The organism is Enterobacter sp. KBR-315C3_2022 (assembly GCF_041399425.1).
GTDB lineage: Bacteria > Pseudomonadota > Gammaproteobacteria > Enterobacterales > Enterobacteriaceae > Enterobacter.
In genome coordinates, this window is sequence record NZ_JBGKEB010000028.1 from 19,770 (window position 1) to 46,351 (window position 26,582).

The 26,582-nt window shown below is 55.1% G+C and carries 24 protein-coding genes and 1 rRNA gene; 17 read left to right on the forward strand and 8 right to left on the reverse strand.

Translation table 11 applies throughout. The features are described from left to right. Positions 1-25: 25 nt before the first annotated feature. The 6 genes from rng to csrD form a co-directional block, all read right to left on the reverse strand. Entirely contained in the window at positions 26-1,495 is a 1,470-nt protein-coding gene (rng, locus tag AB8804_RS20635) for a ribonuclease G (RefSeq protein WP_371189799.1), read from the reverse strand. Beyond that, positions 1,485-2,078, reverse strand: coding sequence for a nucleoside triphosphate pyrophosphatase (locus AB8804_RS20640; RefSeq protein ID WP_371189800.1), 594 nt, complete (start codon positions 2,076-2,078; stop codon positions 1,485-1,487). Before AB8804_RS20640 ends, rng begins: the two co-directional genes overlap by 11 nt. Positions 2,079-2,087: 9 nt before the next feature. Next, complete coding sequence (gene mreD, locus AB8804_RS20645) at positions 2,088-2,576, reverse strand: rod shape-determining protein MreD (protein ID WP_371189801.1); 489 nt, start codon at positions 2,574-2,576, stop codon at positions 2,088-2,090. Next, the gene (gene mreC / locus AB8804_RS20650; RefSeq protein WP_297116838.1) at positions 2,576-3,592 is read right to left on the reverse strand and encodes a rod shape-determining protein MreC; all 1,017 of its coding nucleotides are present in this window, start codon (positions 3,590-3,592) and stop codon (positions 2,576-2,578) included. Before mreC ends, mreD begins: the two co-directional genes overlap by 1 nt. 61 nt (positions 3,593-3,653) lie before the next feature. Beyond that, on the reverse strand, positions 3,654-4,697 hold the full coding sequence (gene mreB / locus AB8804_RS20655) for a rod shape-determining protein MreB (RefSeq protein ID WP_000913396.1): 1,044 nt from the start codon (positions 4,695-4,697) through the stop codon (positions 3,654-3,656). A gap of 281 nt (positions 4,698-4,978) precedes the next feature. Next, the gene (csrD, locus tag AB8804_RS20660) at positions 4,979-6,919 is read right to left on the reverse strand and encodes an RNase E specificity factor CsrD (RefSeq protein ID WP_371189802.1); all 1,941 of its coding nucleotides are present in this window, start codon (positions 6,917-6,919) and stop codon (positions 4,979-4,981) included. Between the two features lie 183 nt (positions 6,920-7,102). Between csrD and AB8804_RS20665 the strand changes: the two genes are divergently transcribed. From AB8804_RS20665 to AB8804_RS20730, 14 genes are all read left to right on the forward strand, one after another. Further along, positions 7,103-8,077 (forward strand): MDR family oxidoreductase, encoded by a 975-nt coding sequence (locus AB8804_RS20665; RefSeq protein WP_371189803.1) that lies wholly within the window; start codon positions 7,103-7,105, stop codon positions 8,075-8,077. 77 nt (positions 8,078-8,154) lie between these two features. Then, positions 8,155-9,156 carry a protein-methionine-sulfoxide reductase catalytic subunit MsrP gene (gene msrP, locus AB8804_RS20670; RefSeq protein WP_371189804.1) on the forward strand — a complete coding sequence of 334 codons (1,002 nt, stop codon included), beginning with the start codon at positions 8,155-8,157 and terminating at the stop codon, positions 9,154-9,156. Further along, on the forward strand, positions 9,157-9,756 hold the full coding sequence (gene msrQ / locus AB8804_RS20675; RefSeq protein ID WP_371189805.1) for a protein-methionine-sulfoxide reductase heme-binding subunit MsrQ: 600 nt from the start codon (positions 9,157-9,159) through the stop codon (positions 9,754-9,756). It abuts the gene before it with no gap. A gap of 234 nt (positions 9,757-9,990) precedes the next feature. Continuing rightward, positions 9,991-10,443 carry a type II 3-dehydroquinate dehydratase gene (gene aroQ / locus AB8804_RS20680; protein WP_371189806.1) on the forward strand — a complete coding sequence of 151 codons (453 nt, stop codon included), beginning with the start codon at positions 9,991-9,993 and terminating at the stop codon, positions 10,441-10,443. Between the two features lie 21 nt (positions 10,444-10,464). Beyond that, entirely contained in the window at positions 10,465-10,932 is a 468-nt protein-coding gene (gene accB / locus AB8804_RS20685; protein ID WP_371189807.1) for an acetyl-CoA carboxylase biotin carboxyl carrier protein, read from the forward strand. A gap of 10 nt (positions 10,933-10,942) precedes the next feature. Continuing rightward, positions 10,943-12,292: an acetyl-CoA carboxylase biotin carboxylase subunit gene (gene accC, locus AB8804_RS20690; protein ID WP_334405006.1), complete on the forward strand. Its 1,350-nt coding sequence runs from the start codon at positions 10,943-10,945 to the stop codon at positions 12,290-12,292. A gap of 108 nt (positions 12,293-12,400) precedes the next feature. Further along, positions 12,401-12,643 carry a YhdT family protein gene (locus AB8804_RS20695; RefSeq protein WP_371189808.1) on the forward strand — a complete coding sequence of 81 codons (243 nt, stop codon included), beginning with the start codon at positions 12,401-12,403 and terminating at the stop codon, positions 12,641-12,643. After that, complete coding sequence (panF, locus tag AB8804_RS20700) at positions 12,633-14,084, forward strand: sodium/pantothenate symporter (protein WP_371189818.1); 1,452 nt, start codon at positions 12,633-12,635, stop codon at positions 14,082-14,084. Before AB8804_RS20695 ends, panF begins: the two co-directional genes overlap by 11 nt. An 11-nt stretch (positions 14,085-14,095) precedes the next feature. Next, positions 14,096-14,977: a 50S ribosomal protein L11 methyltransferase gene (gene prmA / locus AB8804_RS20705; protein WP_371189809.1), complete on the forward strand. Its 882-nt coding sequence runs from the start codon at positions 14,096-14,098 to the stop codon at positions 14,975-14,977. Positions 14,978-15,114: 137 nt separating this feature from the next. After that, positions 15,115-15,855: a carbonic anhydrase gene (locus AB8804_RS20710; RefSeq protein WP_371189810.1), complete on the forward strand. Its 741-nt coding sequence runs from the start codon at positions 15,115-15,117 to the stop codon at positions 15,853-15,855. A 330-nt stretch (positions 15,856-16,185) separates the two neighbouring features. After that, the gene (gene dusB / locus AB8804_RS20715; RefSeq protein ID WP_371189811.1) at positions 16,186-17,151 is read left to right on the forward strand and encodes a tRNA dihydrouridine synthase DusB; all 966 of its coding nucleotides are present in this window, start codon (positions 16,186-16,188) and stop codon (positions 17,149-17,151) included. 23 nt (positions 17,152-17,174) lie between these two features. Beyond that, positions 17,175-17,471, forward strand: a complete 297-nt coding sequence (gene fis, locus AB8804_RS20720) for a DNA-binding transcriptional regulator Fis (protein ID WP_000462905.1) — start codon at positions 17,175-17,177, stop codon at positions 17,469-17,471. A 177-nt stretch (positions 17,472-17,648) separates the two neighbouring features. Further along, positions 17,649-17,813, forward strand: coding sequence for a DUF2556 family protein (locus AB8804_RS20725; protein WP_371189812.1), 165 nt, complete (start codon positions 17,649-17,651; stop codon positions 17,811-17,813). Between the two features lie 140 nt (positions 17,814-17,953). Beyond that, positions 17,954-20,038: a putative bifunctional diguanylate cyclase/phosphodiesterase gene (locus AB8804_RS20730; protein ID WP_371189813.1), complete on the forward strand. Its 2,085-nt coding sequence runs from the start codon at positions 17,954-17,956 to the stop codon at positions 20,036-20,038. Here AB8804_RS20730 and envR read toward each other — a convergent pair. Beyond that, a complete protein-coding gene (gene envR / locus AB8804_RS20735) occupies positions 20,033-20,680 on the reverse strand; it encodes an acrEF/envCD operon transcriptional regulator (RefSeq protein WP_371189814.1) in 648 nt (215 codons plus the stop codon). The two genes, AB8804_RS20730 and envR, sit on opposite strands and share 6 nt — an antisense overlap. A 381-nt stretch (positions 20,681-21,061) precedes the next feature. Here envR and AB8804_RS20740 point away from each other — a divergent pair, with 381 nt between their 5' ends. The 3 genes from AB8804_RS20740 to AB8804_RS20750 all read left to right on the forward strand — a co-directional run bounded on the left by AB8804_RS20740 (position 21,062) and on the right by AB8804_RS20750 (position 25,811). Continuing rightward, positions 21,062-22,201 carry an efflux RND transporter periplasmic adaptor subunit gene (locus tag AB8804_RS20740; protein WP_371189815.1) on the forward strand — a complete coding sequence of 380 codons (1,140 nt, stop codon included), beginning with the start codon at positions 21,062-21,064 and terminating at the stop codon, positions 22,199-22,201. A gap of 11 nt (positions 22,202-22,212) precedes the next feature. Next, a complete protein-coding gene (locus AB8804_RS20745; RefSeq protein WP_371189816.1) occupies positions 22,213-25,326 on the forward strand; it encodes an efflux RND transporter permease subunit in 3,114 nt (1,037 codons plus the stop codon). A 263-nt stretch (positions 25,327-25,589) separates the two neighbouring features. Then, positions 25,590-25,811: a lipoprotein gene (locus AB8804_RS20750; protein ID WP_008502867.1), complete on the forward strand. Its 222-nt coding sequence runs from the start codon at positions 25,590-25,592 to the stop codon at positions 25,809-25,811. A gap of 658 nt (positions 25,812-26,469) precedes the next feature. Here the strand turns inward: AB8804_RS20750 and rrf are convergent. Then, positions 26,470-26,582 (reverse strand): 5S ribosomal RNA (gene rrf / locus AB8804_RS20755); the annotation flags it as partial.

A 26,582-nucleotide genomic window follows, 5' to 3' on the forward strand; every position in this document is an offset into this window, starting at 1 on the left:
CTTTAATCTCGCAGCGAACTGCGTTTTACATCATGACGACGTCAAACTGCTCCTGGTTGTAGAGCGGCTCAATTTGTACTTTTACCTGTTTGCCGACAAAGATTTCCACTTCCGCCAGCGCGTGCGACTCTTCGCCCTTCAGCGCTTCCGCCACCGCAGGAGAAGCATAGACCAGGAAACGGTCGGAGTCGTAGGCGTGGTGAACGCGAACGATTTCACGCATGATTTCATAGCAGACGGTCTCTACCGTCTTTACCGTGCCGCGTCCGTGGCAGGTAGGGCACTCGTTACACAGCACGTGCTCCACGCTTTCGCGGGTGCGCTTGCGGGTCATTTCCACAAGGCCGAGCTGCGAGAAGCCGTTGATGCTGGTCTTCACGCGGTCTTTGCTTAGCGCCTGTTCCAGCGAGTGCAGCACGCGGCGGCGGTGATCTTCATTATTCATATCGATAAAGTCGATGATGATAATGCCGCCCAGATTGCGCAGGCGAAGCTGGCGCGCAATGGCCTGCGTCGCTTCGATGTTGGTGTTGAAAATGGTGTCGTCCAGATTGCGATGGCCGACGAATGCCCCGGTGTTGATGTCCACGGTGGTCATCGCTTCGGTCTGATCGATGATCAGATAGCCGCCGGATTTCAGCTCAACCTTACGCTCCAGCGCGCGCTGGATTTCGTTTTCGACATCAAAGAGATCGAAGATCGGCTGGCGGCCAGAGTAGTGCTCCAGCAGGCCGGGCATCTCCGGGATGTATTCAGCGGTAAACTCCAGCAGCGCCTCGTAGGTCAGGCGGGAGTCCACGCGAATGCGGTCGAGCTGCGCATCGGCAAAATCGCGCAGCACGCGCTGCGCCAGCGCCAGCTCGCCGTACAGCTGGTAGCGGGTCTGGTTGCGCTTTTTGCGCTCCATCACCTTGGTCCAGACGCGCTTCAGATAGGCGGCGTCAGACGCCAGATCCTCTTCGCTGATCCCTTCCGCCGCGGTGCGAATGATAAATCCGCCCTGCTCATCGCAGTACGCGCTCACTACCTTCTTCAGGCGCTCGCGCTCGTTTTCGCTTTCGATACGCTGCGACACGCCCACGTGGGAGGCGCCCGGCATGAAAACAAGGTAGCGGGAAGGCAGGGTGATGTCGGTGGTCAGGCGTGCGCCCTTGGTGCCGAGAGGATCTTTCACCACCTGCACCATCAGATCCTGGCCCTGGCGCACCAGCTCGGAGATATCGCGCACGGCGAACTGCTTTTGCTCTTCGCCCGCCACGCATTCGGTATGCGGCATGATATCGGAGGCATGTAAAAATGCCGCCTTATCGAGTCCAATATCTACAAAAGCCGCCTGCATACCCGGCAGTACCCGACTGACACGACCTTTGTAGATATTGCCTACTATTCCGCGCCGCGCTTCACGCTCAATATGAATTTCCTGAAGAATGCCACCGTCAATGTAGGCCACACGGGTTTCCGATGGCGTTACGTTTACCAACAATTCAGCCGTCATAATTATCCCTTCCCTCACGCAGTGAGTTAAAATTGCTCAGCAACTCATACGTTTCCACCAGCGGTAAGCCGACTACGGCGTGATAGCTGCCATTTATCTTCCTGACAAAACAGCCACCCAACCCTTGAATACCGTATGCACCTGCTTTATCCATTGGTTCGCCGCTGGCAATGTAAGCGGCGATCTCGTCATCGGTCAGCACTCTGAACGTCACGTCCGTCACCACCAGGCAGTCCAGCACGTTCTGGCTGTCCGCCAGCGCAACGGCCGTCATCACCTGGTGCGTTTGCCCGGACATGCTGCGCAGCATGCGCGCCGCGTGTTCGGCATCGTGCGGCTTCTCTAACACCTCACCGTTAAGAATAACGATGGTATCGGCTCCCAGCACCGGCAGATCGCGCGGCGTTTGCGCCACGCCTGCCTGCGCTTTCTCACGCGCAAGGCGGGAAACGTACTGCTGAGCGCTTTCGCCCTGCGCACGCTTCTCTTCAATGCCGGTGACGATACGTTCAAAAGACACCCCGAGCTGGGTCAGGAGTTCCTGACGGCGCGGAGAGCCGGAAGCAAGATACAAAGACGTCATAGAAACCTTTTATTGCACGGCAAACTGCTGGCGGATCTTACGCATCAGCAGGAACAGCCACGGCCAGAGCGCACCGTTAACTACACTACTCCAGAACACTTCCGGTCGGAAAGAGACGTTGATCACTAAAAACTCTGCCCAGAAAACAACGATATCGGCAGCAAGCGACAACAGCATCACCACCAGAGCCTGTTGCCAGAGCGCGAGGTTGCGAAAGAGCTGGAATTTGAGTGCGACGAGGTACGCAATAATGCTCATGGATAAGGCGCGAACGCCCAGCGTAGAGCCACTAATGAGATCCAGTATGGCACCCATCACAAAACCTGTGCCGACATTTACGCGGTGCGGCAGGGCAAGGATCCAGTAGAGCAGAATGAGCAGCACCCAGTTTGGCCGGAAAACGAGAAGGTCGTCCGGCCAGGGCATCACCTGCAGCAGCAGTGCAATAAGGAACGAGAGCCAGATGACCCAGCGTCCCTGGCTACGATAGCTGGCCACTACTGCCCTCCTGAAGAGAGCTGCGGCGGTGGCGGCGCATCCCGCGTCGGCTGCGTGATACCCGTAGCAGGAGCCGGAACCGGCGCCGGTGGCCCCATCGAGTCAGGCGGCGGAAGAACCTGCGGCATCATCTGCATCAGGCGCTCGTTGGCCACGCGATGCACGTCTTCCGGCGTCATCGGGTTCGTTCCGTTACGGTCCGCTCCCCACAGCAGCAGCAGGTAGCGAAGACGCTGCAGGCCAGCCGTTGGGCGCGCCTGAATCACGGTATACGCGCGCTGGGTATCGAGCTTAACAGAGGAAACCACCCCAACCGGATATCCTTCAGGGAAACGTCCACCCAGACCGGAGGTCACCAGCACGTCGCCCACGCGAATATCCGTGTTGGCAGGCAGATGCTCAAGCTGAAGATCGTCCGTGCAGCCGTTACCCGCCGCAATGACGCGGATGTCGTTACGCAGCACCTGGATAGGCAGCGCGTGGGTGGCATCGCAAATCAACAGCACGCGGCTGGTCAGTTTGGCAACCGCCACAACCTGGCCCACAACGCCTTTATCGCTGATGACGGGCTGACCTTCGTACACGCCGTTGACGCTGCCTTTGTCGATCACAACCTGATCGCTGTAGGGGTCATTGACGGTCGAGATCACCTGCGTAACCATTTTCTGCTCATCCTGACGCAGCGGTGAGCCAAGCAGTTCACGCAGGCGCGCGTTCTCCTGCTTGTATTGCCCCAGCATCAGCAGCTCGCTGTTTTTCAGCAGCAGCTCCTGGCGTAATGCCCGGTTTTCGAGTTCGAGCTGATCGCGTGAAGACAGCGTTTGAGAAACGGAGTCGAGCAGTTCACGGGGACCATTTGATACAAAGTAGAAAGGACTGACGGCGGTATCCATGTACGTTCTGATTTGGCTGAACGTACCGAGGCGGCTATCGGCAATAATGACGCCAAGCGCAACCAGAACCGCCAGGATAAGGCGAAACTGTAGCGATGGGCCACGGCTAAAAATTGGCTTCATAGGCTATGCGTATTCTCGCGTCAGAGAGAAAGGGTAGCGATGCGCTACCCTTTCACAATGACTACTCTTCGCTAAACAAGTCGCCGCCGTGCATGTCGATCATTTCCAGCGCCTTGCCACCACCGCGGGCGACGCAAGTCAGTGGATCTTCTGCAACTACGACAGGAATACCTGTCTCTTCCATTAACAGGCGGTCGAGGTTACGCAGCAGCGCGCCACCACCGGTCAGAACCATACCGCGCTCGGAGATATCGGACGCCAGCTCTGGTGGGCACTGTTCCAGCGCAACCATTACCGCGCTCACGATACCGGTCAGCGGCTCTTGCAGCGCTTCCAGAATTTCGTTGGAGTTCAGGGTGAAGCCGCGTGGAACGCCTTCTGCCAGGTTACGACCGCGAACTTCGATTTCGCGCACTTCATCGCCTGGGTAGGCAGAACCGATTTCATGCTTAATACGCTCTGCGGTGGCTTCACCGATCAGAGAGCCGTAGTTACGGCGAACATAATTGATGATGGCTTCGTCGAAGCGGTCGCCGCCGATACGCACCGAGGAGGAGTACACCACGCCGTTCAGGGAGATAACGGCGACTTCAGTGGTACCACCACCGATATCCACCACCATAGAACCGGTCGCTTCTGATACAGGCAGACCTGCACCAATTGCAGCAGCCATTGGCTCTTCAATCAGGAAGACTTCACGCGCGCCTGCGCCCTGAGCGGACTCACGGATAGCGCGGCGTTCAACCTGGGTTGCACCAACCGGCACGCACACCAGCACGCGCGGGCTTGGGCGCATGAAGCTGTTGCTGTGAACCTGCTTGATGAAGTGCTGAAGCATTTTTTCAGTCACGAAGAAGTCAGCGATAACGCCGTCTTTCATTGGGCGGATGGCGGCGATGTTGCCTGGGGTACGGCCCAGCATCTGCTTCGCGTCATGACCCACTGCGGCAACGCTTTTCGGCGAGCCAGCACGATCCTGACGAATGGCCACAACGGAAGGCTCATTCAATACGATGCCTTGTCCTTTTACATAGATAAGGGTATTCGCGGTACCCAGGTCAATGGACAGGTCATTGGAAAACATGCCACGAAATTTTTTCAACATACTAAGGGATAATCCTGAAAGCTGGGGCGGATAAGAAAATCCGCTTACTTTACCAACCACACACAGCAGCGACAAGGCGCAAAAATCAGCTGCTACGGTGAAAATTAGTGCAGTACGTTACCTTTGTTACAAATTCATCCCCTGAATCCCTCAGGGCTGAGCAAACAGTCGCGTCCCTCACTTTCATTTGTAACCCGTTAAAGGTCGTTCACTGGCATTTTGCTCGACATACTCAAAGCTACAGGCGCGATATTCTACGTGAAAACAACATAAACGGCAGGTCAAACAGAGTATCTTTGCAAATATTTTTTCACATTGGTGTCAAGTGGCTGTGAGGCGGCAAAAAAATCCCCCTGACCGCCGGCAACACCACGCGCCGTCAACGTCTGCCATTCGCTTCTGGCGCGCACGCCCGTAGCGAATACTTGCGTTTGCGTTCCCTTGCAGGCTTCTACCAGGCTCTGAACCAGCAGCTGGTTTTCCGTCCGTTTCTCGATATTTCTTACCAGTCCAGGATGAAGCTTTAATAATTCCACATCCAGCTCCTGGATCCACGTGGTGCTGACCAGCGTTAACCCCGCCTGCGTGACCGCTACGCGAGCGCCGAGCGCATTGATCAGACGCACCACCGGACGTAACCGGCTGATGTGTTGACCCACATCTGCCTCTGCAAGTTCAAAAATAATACGTTTGCGTTGCGATTTTTCGCATTGCATTAATATATCGCGCAGCCAGCGCTGAAAACGCGGGCGAATCAATGATTCGACGGTGATCTGTAATGCAAGGTTCTCTTCGGGCCAGAAAGATAAAAACGGAATAAGGCGGGTAATTTGCTGGCGGTCATACTCTTCGGAAAGCCCGAATTGCAGCACCATTGGCAGATATTCGGCAGAAATAACCTCCTCCGTGCCGTCAAAAATACGGCACATCAGCTCCCGATGGTGCACGTCACCCTTTATTGTTACCGCCGGTTTCTGATAAATGCGGGGTCCACCGCGATTCAGCATTTGCTCAATCAACGTACGCCAGCGCACGTTGCCGCGCCCTTTTTCCGGCAGCGAGTCGTCGTAAATGGCCCAGCCGTTCGCACCCTGCAGTACGGCGTTGCGGGTGGCGGCCTCGGCATGTTCCATCACCTGCTCGGTGCTCTGCCCACCGCGCCAGGCGCAAATGCCGATATGAACCATGTCGTCCCGGTCCAGCATCTTGCTTTGCGGTAAACCATCCACCGCCTTCAACAGCTGGCTGGCGATGCTCTCGGACTCCTTCAGCGTCCGGTGCGGCAGCAGCACGGCAAAATCGCTGCGGCGGTAGCGCGCCAGCAGCGAGCCGGGATAGCGCATCATAAAGGTCGACAGCAGGTTGATCAGCGTAAAGAGGTTTTCTTCCGTGGCGCGCTCTCCCCACGTGTCGCGCAGCAGGTCAAAATCAGGCAGGCGAACGATCATCACCACGCCGTGCGCGCCGACTTTTTCAGGATCTTCCAGCAGCGTCGCCAGCTGGTTATCAAAGAAGAGGCGGTTGTTCAGGCCCGTTTTGTTGTCCTGCGCGGCATAAGAGCGGATCAGGGTGTCCATGCGGCTGCGCTGCTCGCTGGCAAACTGGATGTCGGACAGCAGCACGTCCAGCGCGCTGCTGGTGCGGGACGGCCATTCATGCACCGAGCCGCGCACCTGCGGACCGCGCTCGCCGTTCAGAATACGGATGGAGCGCGTTTCCAGCAGCTCCTGCCCGGAGAGCTGCCGCCGCTGCCAGCGGACCGCAAGAAATATCAGCAGCACGATAAACCCGACGGCAACCGTCAGCGGCGCGGTGGTCATCAGCGAGCGGAAATAGCTCGCCATCGGGTCGAGGTAGACCACGTGAATCGACATGCCGGGATGTTTAAGTGACGGGACCGTCACGTCGCGATACTGATTAATCGTCCCCGCGGGGCGATAGCTTGTCTGTCGGGCGTGGCTGAAAACCGTCTTGTTGCCCTGCATAACGTCGATCTGGACAATATCAACAGGCACCATCATCTCATCCAGCTCGTGCGAGAGCGCCGGAAGCGACGTGGTTATTAAGCGAGAATCAATGATTGAGGCAACCGACTGGACGCGATTCATCAGCTTGTCCTGAATCGCAATGTAAAAACTGAGTGAACATCCCATCAGCGTGACAAATATCGTAAGCCCCGTCAGCAGAGTGGTAAAAGCTGAGAACTTCGTCGTTAATCGCATCCTTGAGATTACTCCGTGAGTTGATGGGAAAGCTAGTAAGCACTAACTTGCATTTAAGACGCGACATACTACCAAACCTGGTGTATCTGGCAATTTATTGCGTTAAATCGGCATAGCGTTTCACTTAGCGAGTATAGTCTTCAGGAAATATTTTCCAATCATCAAACCTAGTGAGGACCCCGTATGCAGGCTTTGATCTTAGAACAGCAGGACGGCAAAACGCTGGCCTCGGTGCAAGCCGTTGAGGAGAGCCGCCTGCCGGAAGGCGACGTTACCGTCGACATTGACTGGTCCAGCCTAAACTATAAGGATGCGTTGGCCATCACGGGCAAAGGTAAAATCATCCGAAATTTCCCTATGGTGCCGGGCATCGACTTTGCGGGCCGCGTTCACGCGAGTGAAGATCCGCGCTTCCACGTCGGGCAGGAAGTTCTGCTCACCGGCTGGGGCGTAGGGGAAAACCACTGGGGCGGGCTGGCCGCGCAGGCGCGCGTGAAGGGCGACTGGCTTGTGCCGATGCCAGCAGGTCTTGACGGCCGTCGGGCGATGATTGTCGGTACCGCCGGGTTTACCGCCATGCTGTGCGTGATGGCGCTGGAAGATGCCGGCGTGCGTCCTCAGGACGGCGAGATTGTTGTCACCGGCGCCAGCGGCGGCGTGGGCAGCACGGCGGTTACGCTGCTGCATAAGCTCGGCTATCAGGTTGCTGCCGTGACGGGCCGTGAAAGCACGCACGACTACCTGCGCCAGCTGGGTGCCAGCCGCATTCTGGGGCGCGACGAGTTTGCCGAAACCCGCCCGCTGGAGAAACAGGTCTGGGCCGGCGCGGTGGATACCGTGGGCGACAAAGTGCTGGCCAAAGTGCTGGCGCAGATGAACTACGGCGGCTGCGTGGCGGCCTGCGGCCTGGCGGGCGGTTTTGCGCTGCCCACCACCGTGATGCCGTTCATTCTGCGCAACGTGCGCCTGCAGGGCGTGGATTCGGTGATGACTCCCGCCGCGCGTCGGGCAGAGGCCTGGGAGCGCCTGGTGCGCGATCTGCCTGAGGCATTCTTCACGCAAAGCGCTACGGAAATTACGCTCGAGCAAGCGCCTGAATATGCGGCGAAAATCATGGACAACCAGTTCCACGGCCGCGCGCTGGTGAAGGTTGCCTAATCTTCAAATTTTCGTGACATATTCGCGCTAACCCCTCTCCTCCGTCATGCTTAGAAAAACGCATGACGGAGGATGCCATGAAAACCCGAAAACTGACGGAAGCCGACGTAACGTCCGAATCTGTCTTTATGCTGCAACGTCGCCAGATCCTGAAAATGTTAGGGATCAGCGCCACCGCCCTGACGCTGCCCCCTGCGGCCCATGCCGATCTGCTCGACTGGTTTAAAGGCAACGACCGCCCGAAAGCCCCTTCCGGCGCCCCGCTCACCTTCACCAAACCCGCCCAGTGGCAAAACACGCTGGCGCTGACGCCGGAAGATAAAGTCACCGGCTATAACAACTTCTACGAATTTGGCCTCGATAAGGCCGATCCGGCCGCCAACGCGGGCGGTATGAAAACCGATCCGTGGACGCTGAAAATCGACGGCGAAGTGGCGAAGCCGCTCACGCTTGATCACCACGACCTCACGACCCGCTTTCCGCTGGAAGAACGCATCTACCGCATGCGCTGCGTGGAAGCCTGGTCAATGGTGGTGCCGTGGGTCGGCTTCCCCCTGCACAAGCTGCTGGCGATGGCAGAGCCCACCAGCAACGCCAAATATGTCTCGTTCCAGACGCGATACGCGCCGGACGAGATGCCGGGACAGAAGGATCGCTTTATCGGCGGCGGGCTTCAGTATCCATACGTCGAAGGGCTGCGGCTCGATGAAGCCATGCATCCCCTCACGCTGCTGACCGTGGGCGTCTACGGCAAGGCGCTGCCGCCGCAGAACGGCGCGCCGATCCGCTTAACCGTGCCGTGGAAATACGGTTTCAAAGGGATTAAGTCTATCGTCAGCATTAAGCTGACCCGCGAACGTCCGCCAACCACCTGGAACCTGGCCGCGCCCGACGAGTACGGTTTCTTCGCCAACGTGAATCCGCACGTGGATCATCCCCGCTGGTCGCAGGCTACCGAGCGGTTTATTGGTTCCGGCGGCGCGCTGGACGTTAAGCGCCAGCCGACCCTGCTGTTCAACGGCTACGCTGACGAGGTGGCGTCTCTGTATCGCGGGCTGAATTTACGGGAGAACTTCTAGGTGCGCTTAACTGCAAAGCAGATAACCTGGCTTAAGGTGCTGCTGCACCTGGCCGGATTGCTTCCCTTCATCTGGCTGTTTTGGGCCGCCAGCCAGGGCTACTTCAGCGCCGATCCGGCAAAAGATATCCAGCATTTTACCGGTAGGATGGCTCTGAAATTTTTACTCGCCACCTTGCTGGTCACTCCGCTGGCGCGTTACGCTAAACAGCCCCTGCTGATACGCACTCGCCGCCTTTTAGGGCTATGGTGCTTTGCCTGGGCGACGCTGCATTTGACCAGCTACGCGCTGCTCGAGCTGGGCATTAACAATCTGGCACTGCTTGGCCGCGAGCTGGTGTCGCGCCCTTACCTGACGCTGGGTATTATCAGCTGGCTGATTTTACTTGCGCTCGCGCTGACGTCGACGCAGTATGCGCAGCGGAAACTGGGCAGGCGCTGGCAACTGCTGCACAACTTCGTCTATCTTGTCGCGATCCTCGCGCCGGTCCATTATCTCTGGTCGGTGAAGATTTTGTCCCCGCAGCCTGTCCTCTACGCGCTGGCGGCGTTGGCGCTTTTAGCCTGGCGTTACAAGAAGTTCCGCCAGTGGTTTAGATAGTTCCCGAAAGTGTGCGTTTTCCCGCAGATTACCTGACAACCGCGAATCTTTTTCGGATAGCGGTTGATAATCTTCCCTGATAAGACCAGTATTTAGCTGCCAAATGCTACGAAATCGTTATAATGTGCGACTTCGGTTTTCCGGACAGCGGTTTTCAGCCCCTGAAAGGGTGACAATCGCGCATTGAAGGTATATTTTGTTTTTTACCGGAAAATCGCAGGAGATAGCGACATTATGGCTGATAAGTTTCAAATCTTAGTTTTAAACGGACCGAACCTGAACATGCTCGGCACCCGTGAGCCGGAGAAGTACGGCACGCTAACATTAGGCGAAATTGTTAACCGTCTGCGCACGGAAGCAGCGTCGCTGAATGTGGATTTGGACCATTTTCAGTCAAACGCGGAGTACGCAATCATCGACCGTATTCATCAGGCTAAAGACACTGTGGACTATATCCTGATCAATCCGGCCGCGTTTACGCACACCAGTGTTGCTATTCGCGACGCACTGCTCGCGGTGAGCATCCCGTTTATCGAGATCCACCTCAGCAACGTGCACGCCCGAGAGCCGTTCCGCCACCACTCTTATCTGTCAGACATCGCTGCTGGCGTTATCTGTGGTCTGGGCGCTGACGGTTATTCATACGCTTTACAGACAGCGGTAAAACGCCTGTCACAATCACACTAAACAAGAGTACGGAACCCACTCATGGATATTCGTAAGATTAAAAAACTGATCGAGCTGGTTGAAGAATCAGGCATCTCCGAACTGGAAATTTCTGAAGGCGAAGAGTCTGTACGCATCAGCCGTGCAGCCCCAGCCGCTAGCTTCCCGGTCATGCAGCAAGCTTACGCTGCGCCGATGATGCAACAGCAGCCTGCGCTGGCTGCAGCCGTTGCACCAGCAGCAGAAGCCGCACCTGCAGCAGCTGCAGAAATCAGTGGCCACATCGTACGTTCCCCAATGGTTGGTACTTTCTACCGCACCCCGAGCCCGGATGCGAAAGCGTTCATCGAAATCGGTCAGAAAGTCAACGCAGGCGATACCTTGTGCATCGTTGAAGCCATGAAAATGATGAACCAGATCGAAGCTGACAAGTCAGGTACTGTGAAAGCGATTCTGGTCGAAAGTGGTCAGCCGGTAGAATTTGACGAGCCGCTGGTCGTCATCGAGTAACGAGGCGCACATGCTGGATAAAATTGTTATCGCCAACCGCGGCGAGATCGCACTGCGTATTCTTCGTGCCTGTAAAGAGCTGGGCATCAAGACCGTGGCCGTGCACTCAAGCGCGGATCGCGATTTAAAACACGTATTGCTGGCGGATGAGACGGTCTGTATTGGCCCGGCTCCGTCCGTAAAAAGCTATCTGAACATCCCGGCTATCATCAGCGCCGCTGAAATCACCGGCGCGGTGGCTATTCACCCGGGCTACGGCTTCCTCTCTGAGAACGCCAACTTCGCCGAGCAGGTTGAGCGCTCTGGCTTTATCTTCATCGGCCCGAAAGCCGACACCATTCGCCTGATGGGCGACAAAGTGTCTGCTATTACCGCGATGAAGAAAGCCGGTGTTCCAACCGTACCGGGCTCTGACGGCCCGCTGACCGACGATATGGATGCTAACCGAGCCCATGCTAAACGCATTGGCTACCCGGTGATCATCAAGGCGTCCGGCGGCGGCGGCGGTCGCGGCATGCGCGTTGTGCGCAGCGACGCCGAACTGGCGCAGTCCATCTCCATGACCAAAGCGGAAGCTAAAGCGGCTTTCAGCAATGACATGGTGTACATGGAAAAATACCTGGAAAACCCACGCCACATCGAAATACAGGTGCTGGCTGACGGTCAGGGTAACGCGATCTATCTGGCAGAACGCGACTGCTCCATGCAGCGTCGTCACCAGAAGGTGGTCGAAGAAGCGCCAGCGCCGGGCATTACCCCGGAACTGCGTCGCTACATCGGCGAGCGCTGCTCCAAAGCGTGCGTGGATATCGGCTATCGCGGCGCGGGTACGTTCGAATTCCTGTTCGAAAACGGCGAGTTCTACTTCATCGAGATGAACACCCGTATTCAGGTTGAACACCCGGTTACCGAAATGATCACCGGCGTTGACCTGATCAAAGAACAGCTGCGCATTGCAGCCGGTCAGCCGCTGTCCATCAAGCAGGAAGAAGTGGTGGTGAAAGGCCATGCGGTAGAATGCCGTATCAACGCCGAAGACCCGAACACCTTCCTGCCAAGCCCGGGTAAAATCACGCGTTTCCACGCGCCGGGCGGCTTTGGCGTGCGCTGGGAATCTCATATCTACGCCGGTTACACCGTACCGCCGTATTATGACTCCATGATCGGTAAGCTCATCTGCTACGGCGAAAACCGTGACGTGGCGATTGCCCGCATGAAAAACGCCCTGCAGGAGCTGATCATCGACGGTATCAAAACCAACGTCGATCTGCAGATGCGCATCATGAGCGACGAGCACTTCCAGAATGGTGGAACCAACATCCACTATCTGGAGAAAAAACTCGGTCTGCAAGAGAAGTAAGCTTGCAGCGACGCTAAAAGGCCGGTTAATCCGGCCTTTTTTATTTCTGGGGGGAGCCATGCCCCATCATGTACAATCCTCGCTTTCTTCATCCACAAGGGACAAAAAATGGACAAGCGTTTTGTTCAGGCCCATAAAGAAGCGCGCTGGGCGCTGTGGCTGACCCTTCTCTATCTTGCCGCATGGTTAGCGACCGCTTACTTACCTGACTCCGCCATCGGCATCACCGGCCTGCCGCACTGGTTCGAAATGGCCTGCCTGCTGGTACCGCTGATATTTATCCTGCTGTGCTGGGCAATGGTGAAATTTATTTATCGCGATATTCCACTGGAGGACGATGATGCAGCTTGAGGTCATTCTGCCCCTTATCGCTTACCTGATCGTGGTGTTTGGTTTATCCGTTTATGCCATGCGTAAAAGATCGACCGGCGCCTTTCTGAACGAGTATTTCCTGGGAAGCCGCTCAATGGGTGGCGTGGTGCTGGCGATGACGCTGACCGCGACCTATATCAGCGCCAGTTCGTTTATCGGCGGCCCCGGTGCAGCGTATAAATACGGATTAGGCTGGGTGCTGCTGGCGATGATTCAGCTGCCTGCCGTCTGGCTCTCGCTGGGCATTCTGGGTAAAAAATTTGCTATTTTGGCTCGTCGCTACAATGCCGTAACGCTCAACGATATGCTGTTTGCCCGCTATCAGAGCCGGCTGCTGGTATGGCTGGCAAGCCTGAGCCTGCTGGTGGCCTTTATCGGCGCGATGACGGTACAGTTTATCGGTGGGGCGCGCCTGCTGGAAACGGCCGCGGGGATCCCGTACGAAACGGGCCTGATTATCTTCGGGGTGAGCATCGCGCTGTACACCGCCTTTGGTGGATTCCGCGCCAGCGTGCTGAACGATACGATGCAGGGGCTGGTCATGCTCATCGGCACTATCGTCCTGCTGGTCGGCATCGTTCACGCTGCGGGCGGCCTGACGCACGCGGTGGAAACGCTCGAAACCATCGATCCGAAGCTGGTTTCTCCGCAGGGTGCGGATGACATTCTTTCGCCAACCTTTATGACCTCATTCTGGGTGCTGGTCTGCTTTGGCGTGATTGGCCTGCCGCACACCGCCGTGCGCTGCATCTCTTATAAAGACAGCAAAGCGGTACACCGGGGGATCATTATCGGGACGATCGTTGTCGCCATTTTGATGTTTGGTATGCATTTGGCCGGGGCGCTGGGACGCGCGGTTATTCCCGACCTGACCGTGCCCGATCTGGTGATCCCAACGCTGATGGTAAAAGTGCTTCCACCGTTTGCCGCCGGGATTTTCCTGGCTGCGCCGATGGCGGCGATTATGTCGACTATTAACGCACAGCTGCTGCAAAGTTCCGCTACGATCATCAAAGATCTCTATTTGAATCTTCGCCCCGAGCAGCTCGATAATGAGCGACGCCTCAAGCGTATGTCGGCGGTGATTACGCTGGTGTTAGGCGCGCTGTTACTGTTAGCCGCGTGGCGTCCGCCGGAGATGATTATCTGGCTCAACCTGCTCGCGTTTGGCGGCCTGGAGGCCGTCTTCCTGTGGCCGCTGGTGCTTGGCCTCTACTGGGAGCGGGCCAATGCGGCGGGTGCGCTAAGCGGTATGATCGTCGGCGGCGTACTGTATGCCGTTCTCGCGACGTTTAAGATTCAGTACCTGGGCTTCCATCCGATTGTGCCTTCGCTACTGTTAAGTTTACTGGCGTTTGTGGTCGGGAACCGTTTCGGTCAGCCCGTACCGCAGCCCGCTATGATTTCTACTGATAAATAAAGAGTTTTGCCATGCCGTGGATCCAACTGAAACTGAATACAACCGGCGCCAATGCCGAAGAGCTGAGCGATGCGCTGATGGAGGCCGGTTCGGTCTCTATCACCTTCCAGGACACGCATGACACGCCGGTCTTCGAGCCGCTGCCGGGCGAAACGCGCCTGTGGGGCGATACCGACGTTATCGGCCTGTTCGATGCCGAAACCGATATGAAAGAGGTGGTTGCCATTCTGGAAAACCATCCGCTGCTGGGCGCAGGCTTTATGCATAAAATCGAGCAGCTCGAGGACAAAGACTGGGAGCGCGAGTGGATGGATAACTTCCACCCGATGCAGTTCGGCAAGCGCCTGTGGATCTGCCCAAGCTGGCGCGACGTGCCTGACGAAAATGCGGTAAACGTGATGCTCGACCCGGGCCTGGCGTTCGGCACCGGCACGCATCCAACCACCTCCCTCTGCCTGCAGTGGCTGGACGGCCTGGATCTCGACGGTAAAACCGTGATCGACTTCGGCTGCGGCTCTGGGATCCTCGCGATCGCCGCGCTGAAGCTCGGCGCAGCAAAAGCCATCGGGATCGACATCGATCCGCAGGCTATTCAGGCCAGCCGCGATAATGCCGAACGTAACGGCGTCTCCGACCGTCTGGAGCTGTATCTGCCGGATGCACAGCCAGAAGCCATGAAAGCCGATGTGGTGGTCGCAAACATTCTGGCAGGCCCACTGCGCGAGCTGGCACCGTTAATCAGCGTGCTGCCCGTTGAGGGCGGTCTGCTGGGGCTTTCCGGTATCCTGGCAAGCCAGGCCGACAGCGTGTGTGAAGCCTATGCCGATCTCTTTGCCCTCGACCCGGTCGTGGAAAAAGAAGAGTGGTGCCGCATCACTGGCCGTAAAAAATAAGCTTTTGGCGTGGTCATCTGACCACGCCTTTCTCCCCCCGATATTTCTCCCGACTTCTTCCTATCTCCGTTAAAATAACCACACAAATCATAATGATAATCGTTGATTTGAATATAAAAATTCATAGGAAGAATATAATGAAACACTTTACTGGCAAGGTAGCGCTGCTGGCGCTGAGCATTCTCTCGACGTCGGCCTACGCCTCGCACTGGAGCTATGAAGGCGAAGGGTCACCGGAACACTGGGGCGAACTGGACGACGCATACAGGATGTGTCAAACCGGGATGAATCAATCGCCTGTCAACATCGATTCCACCGTGAAGGCCCATATCTCTCCACTGCAAACGCACTACAGCGACGGTCCCGTTACGCTGACGAACAACGGCCACACCATCCAGGCGGGTGAAAAAGCCGAGACCCGCGACAGCATTACCCTCGATAAGCAAAGCTGGACGCTGCAGCAGTTCCATTTCCACGCGCCGAGCGAAAATACCGTGCACGGTAAAAAGTATGCGATGGAGATGCACCTGGTGCATAAAAACGACAAGGGCGAGCTGGTAGTTGTCGCGGTAATGTTCGATAAGGGCGCGGCAAACGCCGAGCTTGAAAAGCTGTGGCGCGTGATGCCCGAGCAGGCTGAGAAAAACGTCTCCATTACAGAGAGCCTCGATCTGAACAAGCTACTGCCAAAAGACAAAACCTACTGGCGCTTTAGCGGCTCTCTGACCACCCCGCCGTGCTCCGAAGGCGTGACCTGGGTCGTCCTTAAGCAGCCGCTGACCCTCTCTGCTGAACAGCTGGCGAAATTCACCCACACCATGCATCACGATAATAACCGCCCGGTACAGTCGCTGCACGGCCGCCTGGTTGTTGAATAACGCACATTTTTTGCGCTGAGATCATGTTCTAAAATGCGGCTCAGATTGCAATGAAGCGAGATATTCTGCTGCTAAAAACAGCAGAATATCCCGATTGAGCGATTCATTTTTTCAGAAATGTTGAGAAGTTACGGGAAATTGTAAGCGCACACAAAACCACCATTCCATCATAACATAATGATTTAAATGGTGAATAATTTCACACCACGGACCCATGCGGCGATTCCTTGATCTACCGCAGTGGATTGTTCAAAGTTTGGCCTTTCATCTCGTGCAAAAAATGCGTAATATACGCCGCCTTGCAGTCACAGTATGGTCATTTCTTAACTCATGCGCATCGGACACCACCAGCTCAGAAATCGCCTGATCGCAGCCCCTATGGCAGGTATTACCGACCGGCCGTTCAGGACGCTGTGCTACGAGATGGGAGCAGGATTAACCGTTTCCGAGATGATGTCGTCTAACCCGCAGGTATGGGAAAGCGATAAGTCCCGTTTACGGATGGTGCACATTGATGAACCCGGTATTCGCACCGTGCAAATTGCCGGAAGCGTGCCGGAAGAGATGGCAGACGCCGCGCGTATCAACGTGGAAAGTGGTGCCCAGATTATTGATATCAATATGGGGTGCCCGGCCAAGAAAGTGAATCGCAAGCTTGCAGGTTCAGCCCTTCTGCAATACCCCGACCAGGTGAAGTCGATCCTGACGGCGGTTGTCAGCGCAGTGGACGTTCCTGTTACGTTAAAGATTCGCACGGGTTGGTCGCCGGAACACCGTAACTGCGTAGAGATTGCCCAACTGGCCGAAGACTGTGGCATTCAGGCCCTGACCATACATGGACGCACTCGCGCCTGTTTGTTCAACGGCGAAGCTGAATACGACAGCATTCGGGCAGTTAAGCAGAAAGTTTCCATTCCGATTATCGCGAATGGCGACATTACTGACCCGCTTAAAGCCAGAGCTGTGCTCGACTATACGGGAGCTGATGCTCTGATGATAGGACGTGCCGCTCAGGGAAGACCCTGGATCTTTCGGGAAATCCAGCATTATCTGGACACTGGAGAGCTGCTTGCTCCCCTGCCTCTGGCAGAAGTTAAGCGCTTGCTTTGTTCGCACGTTCGGGAATTGCATGACCATTATGGCCAGGCAAAAGGGTACCGAATTGCGCGTAAACACGTTTCCTGGTATCTCCAGGAGCACGCTCCAAATGACCAGTTTCGGCGCACATTCAACGCCATAGAGGATGCCAGCGTACAGCTGGAGGCGTTGGAGGCATACTTCGAAAATCTTGCGTAATGAAATAAAGAGCTGACAGAACTATGTTCGAACAACGCGTAAATTCTGACGTACTGACCGTTTCCACCGTTAACTCTCAGGATCAGGTGACTCAAAAGCCCCTGCGTGACTCGGTTAAACAAGCACTGAAGAACTATTTTGCTCAATTGAACGGTCAGGATGTTAATGACCTGTATGAGCTGGTATTGGCTGAAGTTGAACAGCCACTGTTGGACATGGTGATGCAATACACCCGCGGTAACCAAACCCGCGCTGCGCTGATGATGGGTATCAACCGTGGTACTCTGCGTAAGAAATTGAAAAAATACGGCATGAACTGATACTCATCAGCTAACTGCTTGTTTAAAAAGGCGCTCTTCGGCATGGGGAAGCGCCTTTTTTATCGCCCTCACGCTGTGTGTCAAGACAATGTAAACCTTCACGTTCCCTGCTTTTCAACGCCCGTTATTCGTGTATATTTCCACCACCTTACAGGCTATCTTCTCCCGGAATGGCACATGATTCGTAAATACTGGTGGCTGGTCGTTTTTGCTCTCTCCATTTTCCTTTTCGATGCGCTATTAATGCAGTGGATTGAACTGATGAGCACCGAAACCGATAAGTGCCGTAATATGGACTCCGTTAATCCCCTCAAACTGGTGAATTGTTCAGACCTCAACTGAACGGCGAACGTCGCCTAAAATCCCGCTATCACCCACTAAAAACGGGGATTTAAATCCCTTTTAGTCATTATCTGACGATGATAATGTCTCAGCCCTTCTCCACCGCTCTCGCTTAGCCTCTCATACGAGTTCAACAGACTATGCTGGTAAGCCAATACAACCCAATCCTCGTCGTTATCTCTTTCGTTGTGGCGATCCTTGCCGCCTATACCGCGCTAAACATGGCCGCACGCGTGGCCGGAAGCCAGGGCACCACCGCGCGCGTCTGGCTTGCGGGCGGCGGCATCGCGATGGGGATCGGCGTGTGGGCAATGCACTTCATCGGCATGCTGGCGATGGACCTCTCCATGAGCATGAGCTACAGCACCGGCCTGACGGTTTTCTCGATGGTCATCGCCATCGCCTCGTCAATGTTTGCCCTGTGGCTTGTGAGCGGCGAACGCCTGCGCTTGCGGCGGCTGATCCCGGGGGCGATGGTGATGGGGTGTGGCATCGCGGCCATGCACTACACCGGGATGGCCGCGCTGGAAGTTACGCCGGCTATCGTCTGGGATAAAACGTGGGTGGCGATTTCGGTTGCCATCGCCCTTGCTGCCTCGCTGACCGCGCTGTGGCTGACCTTTCGTTTGCGCCACGAGGCGGCGCAGGTCGCGCTGATGCGTCTGGGGGCCGCGATCACCATGGGGATCGCCATCGCCGGCATGCACTACGCGGGTATGAAAGCCGCGCAGTTTCCAGCGTCAACCTTGGTTCACCATCACGGCATCAACGGTAGCTGGCTTGCCGTTCTGGTGAGCGTCATGGCGCTCTCCATTTTGGGCATTACGCTGCTGGTCTCCATGCTGGATGCCCGCCTTCAGGCCCGCACGTCGCTGCTGGCCTCTTCGCTGGCGGAAGCTAATCGCGAGCTGGCTCAGCTCGCCCTGCACGATACGCTGACGCGGCTTCCTAACCGTATTCTTCTGGAAGACAGATTAGATCAGGCCATCAGCAAAGCCGACCGTGAGGAAAACCGCTTTGCGCTGATGTTTATGGATCTCGACGGCTTTAAGGCCGTCAATGATGCCTACGGCCATGACGTCGGCGACAAGCTTTTGGTCGCGGTTACCCGGCGGCTTCTGCTGCCGCTCAAAGGGCAGTACACGCTGGCGCGTATCGGCGGAGACGAGTTTGTCCTGCTGGCCGAGACGGACACGCCGGATGATGCTGCCTCGCTGGCCAGCGCCCTGGTACGCGCCGTTGACAGCCCGTTCAACATTGAGCCCTATGAGCTGATGGTCACGCTCAGCATAGGCATAGCCCTCTATCCTCACGATGGAAAAAATGAACGTGAGTTGATGTTTAACGCCGACGCCGCGATGTATCACACCAAGCATATGGGCCGTAACGGGTATCACTTTTTCCAGCCGTCGATGAACACCCTGGCGCAGACAAGCCTACAGCTGATGAACGATCTGTGGATGGCGGTGGATCGCGACGAGCTACGCTTGCTCTACCAGCCGAAATTCCACGCGCCAGCCGGGCCAATACTGGGTTTTGAAGCGCTGCTGCGCTGGCAACACCCCAAGCAAGGACTGCTGACGCCGGACCAGTTCCTTCCCCTGGCGGAAAAAACCGGGCTTATTATTCCCATTGGCAACTGGGTCATCAATGAAGCCTGCCGCCAGCTGCGCGAGTGGCATCTTCAGGGGCATGCGGGCTGGTCGATGGCGGTGAACCTTTCGACGCTGCAGTTTGAGCAACCGTCACTGGTCAAGACCGTGCTGGACTGCCTTGCCCGCCACGCAATTCCACCTGAAACGCTGATCCTTGAGGTGACTGAAACCACCGCCATGAGCAACCCTGACGAAAGCGTGCGGGTGTTGACCGAGCTGACGCAGGCAGGCGTAAAAGCGTCAATAGATGACTTTGGGACGGGCTATTCGAGCCTGCTTTATCTCAAGCGACTGCCTGCCTGCGAGCTCAAAATCGATCGTGCCTTTGTGAAGGAGCTGAGCGGGGAAAGTGAGGATGCGACTATTGTGTCGGCGATCGTTGCCCTGGCAAAAACGCTGAACCTAAAAGTGGTCGCTGAAGGGGTAGAAACCGTGGAGCAGCAGGCGTTTCTGACGGAGCTAGGCTGCAATACGCTTCAGGGATATTTATTGGGTAAACCGATCTCCGCCAAAACCGTTGAGGAACTCTGTCGTAACGGAGAAGTGTTCCACTCTAAAACGTCATCATGATGCCGCGTCGCAAACCTCTGGCGACACTCGCGCGCTCTGCAGCGTCGCCAGAATGTAATCCACCAGCGCAGGCGCCTGATGGTAAAGATTAAAGCTCTCGCTATTCATTAACCAGTTTTTAATGATTCCACTAAAAAAACCGCGGAAAGCAATCATCGTCAGTTCAATATTGACGTGTGGTGAGATAACTCGCCTGGAGATGCATCTTTCCAGCGTGGCGCGAAAATGTTCATCATTAAGCCCAATACGCTTTCGTATTTCATACTCTGAAATCATATCGCTATGAAATTCACACTTATGATAAAGGATTTGCAAAAGGGAACACTGGCGTGGTTCTCGCGCAATGTACTGCAAGGCAGTGATAAATTGCTCACGAAGGATCATCAGGGGATTATCATTTTCCGGCAGCGCCAACCGGTCTCTAATAATGTCGCGTAACGGCAGCTGCTGCTCCCATATGGCGTTAAAAATTTCCGATTTGCTGGAAAAATGCCAGTATACGGCTCCACGGGTCACGTTGGCCGCATCGGCAATATCTGTCAACGTGGTGTTCGCCACGCCGCGCATAGCAAACTGTTCAATGGCAGCCTCAATCAGCTGTTGTCGGGTCTTTTGTGCTTCATCTTTCTTTTTACGTGCCATAACCGTTGCTCATGACTGAGTGAAATAACATTTATTAATACGCGGCGTGTATTGATAAAAAAAGTATCCATCATAAACCGCTTTATATTTGCACAAAAAAAGTCAATTACCGAAATGCATAATTAAGGCGAATATTTATGATTCGATCAATTCACCAAAAGAATGCATGCCGGCTAATTACTGCAACAGCCTGACATAAATATCGCGGAGAATACACCGGGTGCGATTCTGATTTTGTCTGTGACACCCTCTCTTCGCACTTATAAATCAAAAAATATCAAACAGCCTGATTATTATACGCAGCTACATTTTTATTTGTCTTCCAGGCCCTCTCTCCGATTCTCGGCGAATATCGGTTCATGGGTATTTAAAGGAAAAAAAATGACGAAACACTTCAGGCTATTACCCTTAACCAGCTTATTTGTCTTTGCAACACTTCTTGGGGGATGCGACGAGCAGGGAAACGCGCAGCAGCACGCCCCCGCTCCGCAGGTCAGCGTGCATGTGATTAAGAGTGGACCCTTGGCCGTTACCACTGAACTGCCGGGCAGAACGGATGCTTTTCGCGTTGCAGAAGTACGTCCACAGGTGAGCGGTATCATCCTGCGTCGTAACTTCGAAGAAGGCAGTGACGTCAAAGCCGGCGAGTCTTTGTATCAAATCGACCCTGCGACGTATCAGGCTGCATATGACAATGCGAAAGGCGAGCTGGCTAAGGCTCAGGCCGCGGCTAACATTGCGCACCTGACCGTGAAGCGCTACCTGCCGCTGGTGGGAACACAGTACGTCAGCAAACAAGAGTACGATCAGGCGGTCGCCACCGCGCAGCAGGCGGATGCGAGCGTTGTAGCCGCCCAGGCTGGCGTGGAAAGCGCACGTATCAATCTCGCCTATACCAAAGTGACGTCTCCTATCGACGGACGTATCGGTAAATCCAGCGTGACCGAAGGTGCTCTGGTCACTAACGGCCAGTCTACCGCTCTTGCAACCGTTCAACAGCTCGATCCGATTTATGTCGACGTGACGCAGTCGAGCAACGATTTCATGCGTCTGAAGCAGACGAGCCTGCAAAAAGGCAATGCCGCCAGCACCGTTGAGCTGCTCATGGAAAACGGTCAACCCTACCCGCTAAAAGGCACGCTGCAGTTCTCTGACGTTACCGTAGATGAAAGCACCGGATCCATTACGCTGCGCGCCATTTTCCCTAATCCTCAGCATATGCTTCTGCCAGGCATGTTCGTGCGGGCCCGTATCGACGAAGGTACGCAGCCCGATGCTATTCTGGTTCCCCAGCAGGGCGTCACCCGCACGCCGCGCGGAGAGGCTACCGTTCTGGTTGTGAATGATAAAAATCAGGTTGAGTTGCGCACCGTAGAAGCGCCACAGGCGATCGGAGATCGCTGGCTGGTCACCGAAGGTCTGAAAAATGGCGATCGCGTAATTGTGAGCGGTTTACAAAAAGTTCGACCTGGCGTCACCGTGGTGGCAACGCCTGATACCGCTGCTAAACCAGCCAGTTAAGGGACGATAACATGGCTAATTTCTTTATTCAGAGGCCCGTTTTCGCCTGGGTACTCGCCATCATACTGATGATTGCAGGCGGGCTGGCCATCCTAAAGCTGCCCGTTGCACAGTATCCAACCATCGCTCCACCTGCCGTTGCCGTAACGGCAACGTATCCTGGCGCGGATGCCCAGACGGTGCAGGATACGGTGACGCAGGTTATCGAACAGAATATGAACGGTATCGATAACCTGATGTATATGTCGTCAACCAGCGACTCCGCAGGTAACGTAACGATTACCCTGACGTTCCAGTCGGGCACCGATCCTGATATCGCTCAGGTCCAGGTGCAGAACAAACTGCAGCTGGCGATGCCGCTTCTGCCACAGGAAGTTCAGCAGCAGGGTATCGGCGTGGAGAAATCCAGCAGCAGCTTCCTGCTGGTGGCGGGTTTTGTTTCAGACAATAAAAGTCTCACCCAGGATGATATCTCCGACTATGTTGCGTCGAACGTAAAAGATGCAATCAGCCGGACTTCCGGCGTCGGCGACGTTCAGCTGTTTGGCGCGCAGTATGCAATGCGCATCTGGCTCGACAGCAATGCGATGAATAAATACCAGCTCACCCCGCTGGACGTTATCAATCAGCTGAAGACCCAGAATAACCAGATTGCTGCCGGTCAGCTGGGCGGTACGCCGTCCGTTCCGGGGCAGCAGCTAAACGCCTCAATCATTGCCCAAACTCGCCTGAAATCACCGGAGGAATTTGGCCGCGTAACGCTGAAAGTGAACCAGGACGGATCGATGGTTCATCTGAAGGATGTGGCACGCATTGAGCTGGGTGGCGAGAACTACAACATGGTCACCAAGATCAACGGCCAGGCTGCAACGGGTCTTGGGATTAAGCTGGCAACGGGTGCGAACGCGCTTGATACTGCAGCAGCCATCAAGAGCAAGCTCGCCCAACTGCAGCCCTTCTTCCCGCAGGGGCTGAAAGTTGTCTACCCTTACGACACCACGCCGTTCGTGAAAATTTCTATTCATGAAGTGGTGAAGACGCTGTTTGAGGCGATCATCCTCGTCTTCCTCGTGATGTATTTGTTCCTGCAAAATCTGCGCGCAACCCTGATCCCTACGATTGCGGTGCCTGTCGTACTGCTCGGCACCTTTGCCGTGCTGGCGGCGTTCGGCTTCTCAATCAACACCCTGACGATGTTCGGCATGGTGCTGGCGATAGGCCTGCTCGTGGATGACGCCATCGTTGTCGTCGAGAACGTCGAGCGCGTAATGGTCGAGGACAAGCTGCCGCCAAAAGAGGCAACGCAAAAATCAATGGAGCAGATCCAGGGCGCGCTGGTCGGTATTGCCATGGTGCTCTCGGCGGTCTTTATCCCAATGGCCTTTTTTGGCGGCTCAACGGGGGCGATTTACCGTCAGTTTTCCCTGACGATCGTTTCGGCCATGGCGCTCTCCGTGCTGGTTGCGCTGATTTTGACGCCTGCGCTGTGCGCTACGCTACTTAAACCGGTTTCAAGCGAGCACCACGAGAAAAAAGGCGGCTTCTTTGGCTGGTTTAACGCGCTTTTCGACAGAAGCGTTGAGCATTACAGCAACAGCGTCAGCGGGATTTTACGTAAAACCGGGCGCTATCTGTTGGTTTACGTGATCATCGTCGGCGGTATGGCGGTACTCTTCCTGCGCTTACCGACCTCTTTCCTGCCCGAAGAGGATCAGGGCGTCTTTATGACGATGGTGCAGCTGCCCGCGGGCGCGACGCAGATGCGAACCCAGCAGGTGCTCGACCAGGTGCAGAATTATTATCTGAACAAAGAAAAGGCCAACGTTGAATCTGTCTTCACCGTGAACGGTTTTAGCTTCAGCGGTCAGGGGCAAAACGCCGGTATCGCTTTTGTGAGCCTTAAGCCATGGGAAGAACGCCCGGGTGAAGAGAACGGCGTAGAAGCGATTGTTGGCCGCGCTACGAAAGCCTTCAGCCAGATAAAAGATGGCCTCGTGTTTCCGTTTAACCTGCCGGCGATTATCGAGTTGGGCACCGCAACGGGCTTCGATTTTGAACTGATCGATCAGGCAAACCTTGGGCATACACAGCTTACGCAGGCGCGTAATCAGCTGCTCGGTATGGTGAGAGAACATCCTGACCTGCTGGTGCGCGTACGTCCTAACGGCCTTGAAGATACGCCGCAGTTTAAGCTCGATATCGATCAGGAAAAAGCGCAGGCGTTGGGCGTCAGCGTTTCCGATATCAACCAGACCGTCTCGACCGCGCTGGGCGGAACGTATGTGAACGACTTTATCGATCATGGACGCGTGAAAAAGGTGTATGTTCAGGCAGATGCCCAGTTCCGCATGCTGCCAGGCGATATCAATACGCTGTACGTGCGCAGTGCTAATGGCGAAATGGTGCCTTTCTCTGCATTCAGCAGCGCGCACTGGGTGTATGGTTCACCGCGTCTCGAACGTTACAACGGTATGCCTTCGATGGAAATTCTTGGCGAATCCGCACCGGGCAAGAGTACCGGTGAAGCAATGGTGATGATGGAAAGCCTGGCATCTAAGCTGCCTTCCGGCATCGGCTTTGACTGGACGGGAATGTCTTATCAGGAACGGCTTTCTGGCAACCAGGCGCCCGCGCTTTACGCCATTTCACTGATCGTCGTGTTCCTGTGTCTGGCGGCCCTTTATGAAAGCTGGTCCATTCCGTTCTCCGTGATGCTGGTTGTGCCGCTGGGCGTGATTGGCGCATTGCTTGCCGCTTCGCTGCGCGGATTAAACAATGACGTCTATTTCCAGGTCGGCCTGCTAACAACCATTGGTTTATCCGCCAAGAACGCCATTTTGATCGTTGAGTTTGCGAAGGACCTTATGGATAAGGAGGGCAAGGGAATCATCGAAGCAACGCTTGAAGCTTCGCGGATGCGTCTGCGTCCTATCCTGATGACGTCTCTGGCATTCATTCTTGGGGTTCTGCCGCTGGTAATCAGCAGCGGCGCGGGTAGTGGCGCGCAAAACGCCGTTGGTACTGGCGTTATGGGGGGAATGCTTTCCGCCACCCTACTGGCTATCTTCTTCGTGCCCGTCTTCTTTGTGGTTGTCCGCAGAAGGTTTACCAGCCACAAAGAGTAGTGCATTTCGAAAAGGCGCCTGGTGCGCCTTTTTATTTTGCTTTCCACGCAAGTAATTCATTTGCCATCTTATTTGAAAATCCCAGTTCATTATTCTTTCAGTAATTTATTGAGTAGCCGTTTTTTCTCCATCATTTTTACAATCAACATATTTTGAGATTATTCCTCGTACTGCGGTATCTGACTCAGTGGTAAAATAACAGACAATTCGTTGATAGCCCTTTTGGCTCTGGCGCGAAGGTAAGAACACACTGAGGTAACATCATGAAAAGATTCATTTCCGTTGCACTTCTTGCTGCGCTCCTTGCTGGCTGCGCGCATGACTCCCCATGTGTACCGGTATACGACGATCAGGGCCGCCTGGTCCATACCAATACCTGTATGAAAGGCACGACACAGGATAACTGGGAAACGGCAGGCGCTATCGCAGGTGGAGCTGCTGCAGTGGCAGGCCTGACGCTCGGCATCGTCGCCCTGACCAAGTAAGTATCCGTTTTAAAAGCGCGGCGAAATCCGCGCTTTTGTTTTTTTAAATAGTACGCGCAGGAATGCTTAATAAAAAAGAGATAGCCGTTATAAAAGCATTATAAATACCAATCATCTTTCTTTTGTATTTTCTCTTCACCTCTATTCATCGTGACCCTCTCCACATACTAATTCTGCCTGCCAATATTCAAGTCTAAAAATGTCTTTCGTTTATATTCCATTCCACGGCAACGTTTACTCTAATTTCTTGCCCGGGCTGCATTATGAAAGGAAGATGATATCTAGGTGATGCTGATCCCAAGACCGGACGCTCTGACCTCTGCAATTTCGATTCATTTCACTGCGCTTAACGTGGAAATCATCCCTCCAGAGTCTCAGACCTTTCCTTGCGGGCAACGTGAGGTAGCTCGTTCGCTCGGTTGGTCCACCATGGCAAGAACGGTGGCCGAGAGAATGATCATTATGAGTGTCGCTAGATAATAGTCAGACAGTTGCCACCTAACGAGTTCTTTGCGCATCCGAAGCCAAGGCCGTCTTGTTGTAGATGACCCACGGATCGCTTGCCTCCCGGTGACAGTACGCAAGTCGGGCCACAATTTTATCTGATGCATAAACGCAAAAAGGCCATCCTTTCGGATGGCCTTCTCACTTATTTGATGTCTGGCAGTTCCCTACTCTCACATGGGGAGACCCCACACTACCATCGGCGCTACGGCGTTTCACTTCTGAGTTCGGCATGGGGTCAGGTGGGACCACCGCGCTAAAGCCGCC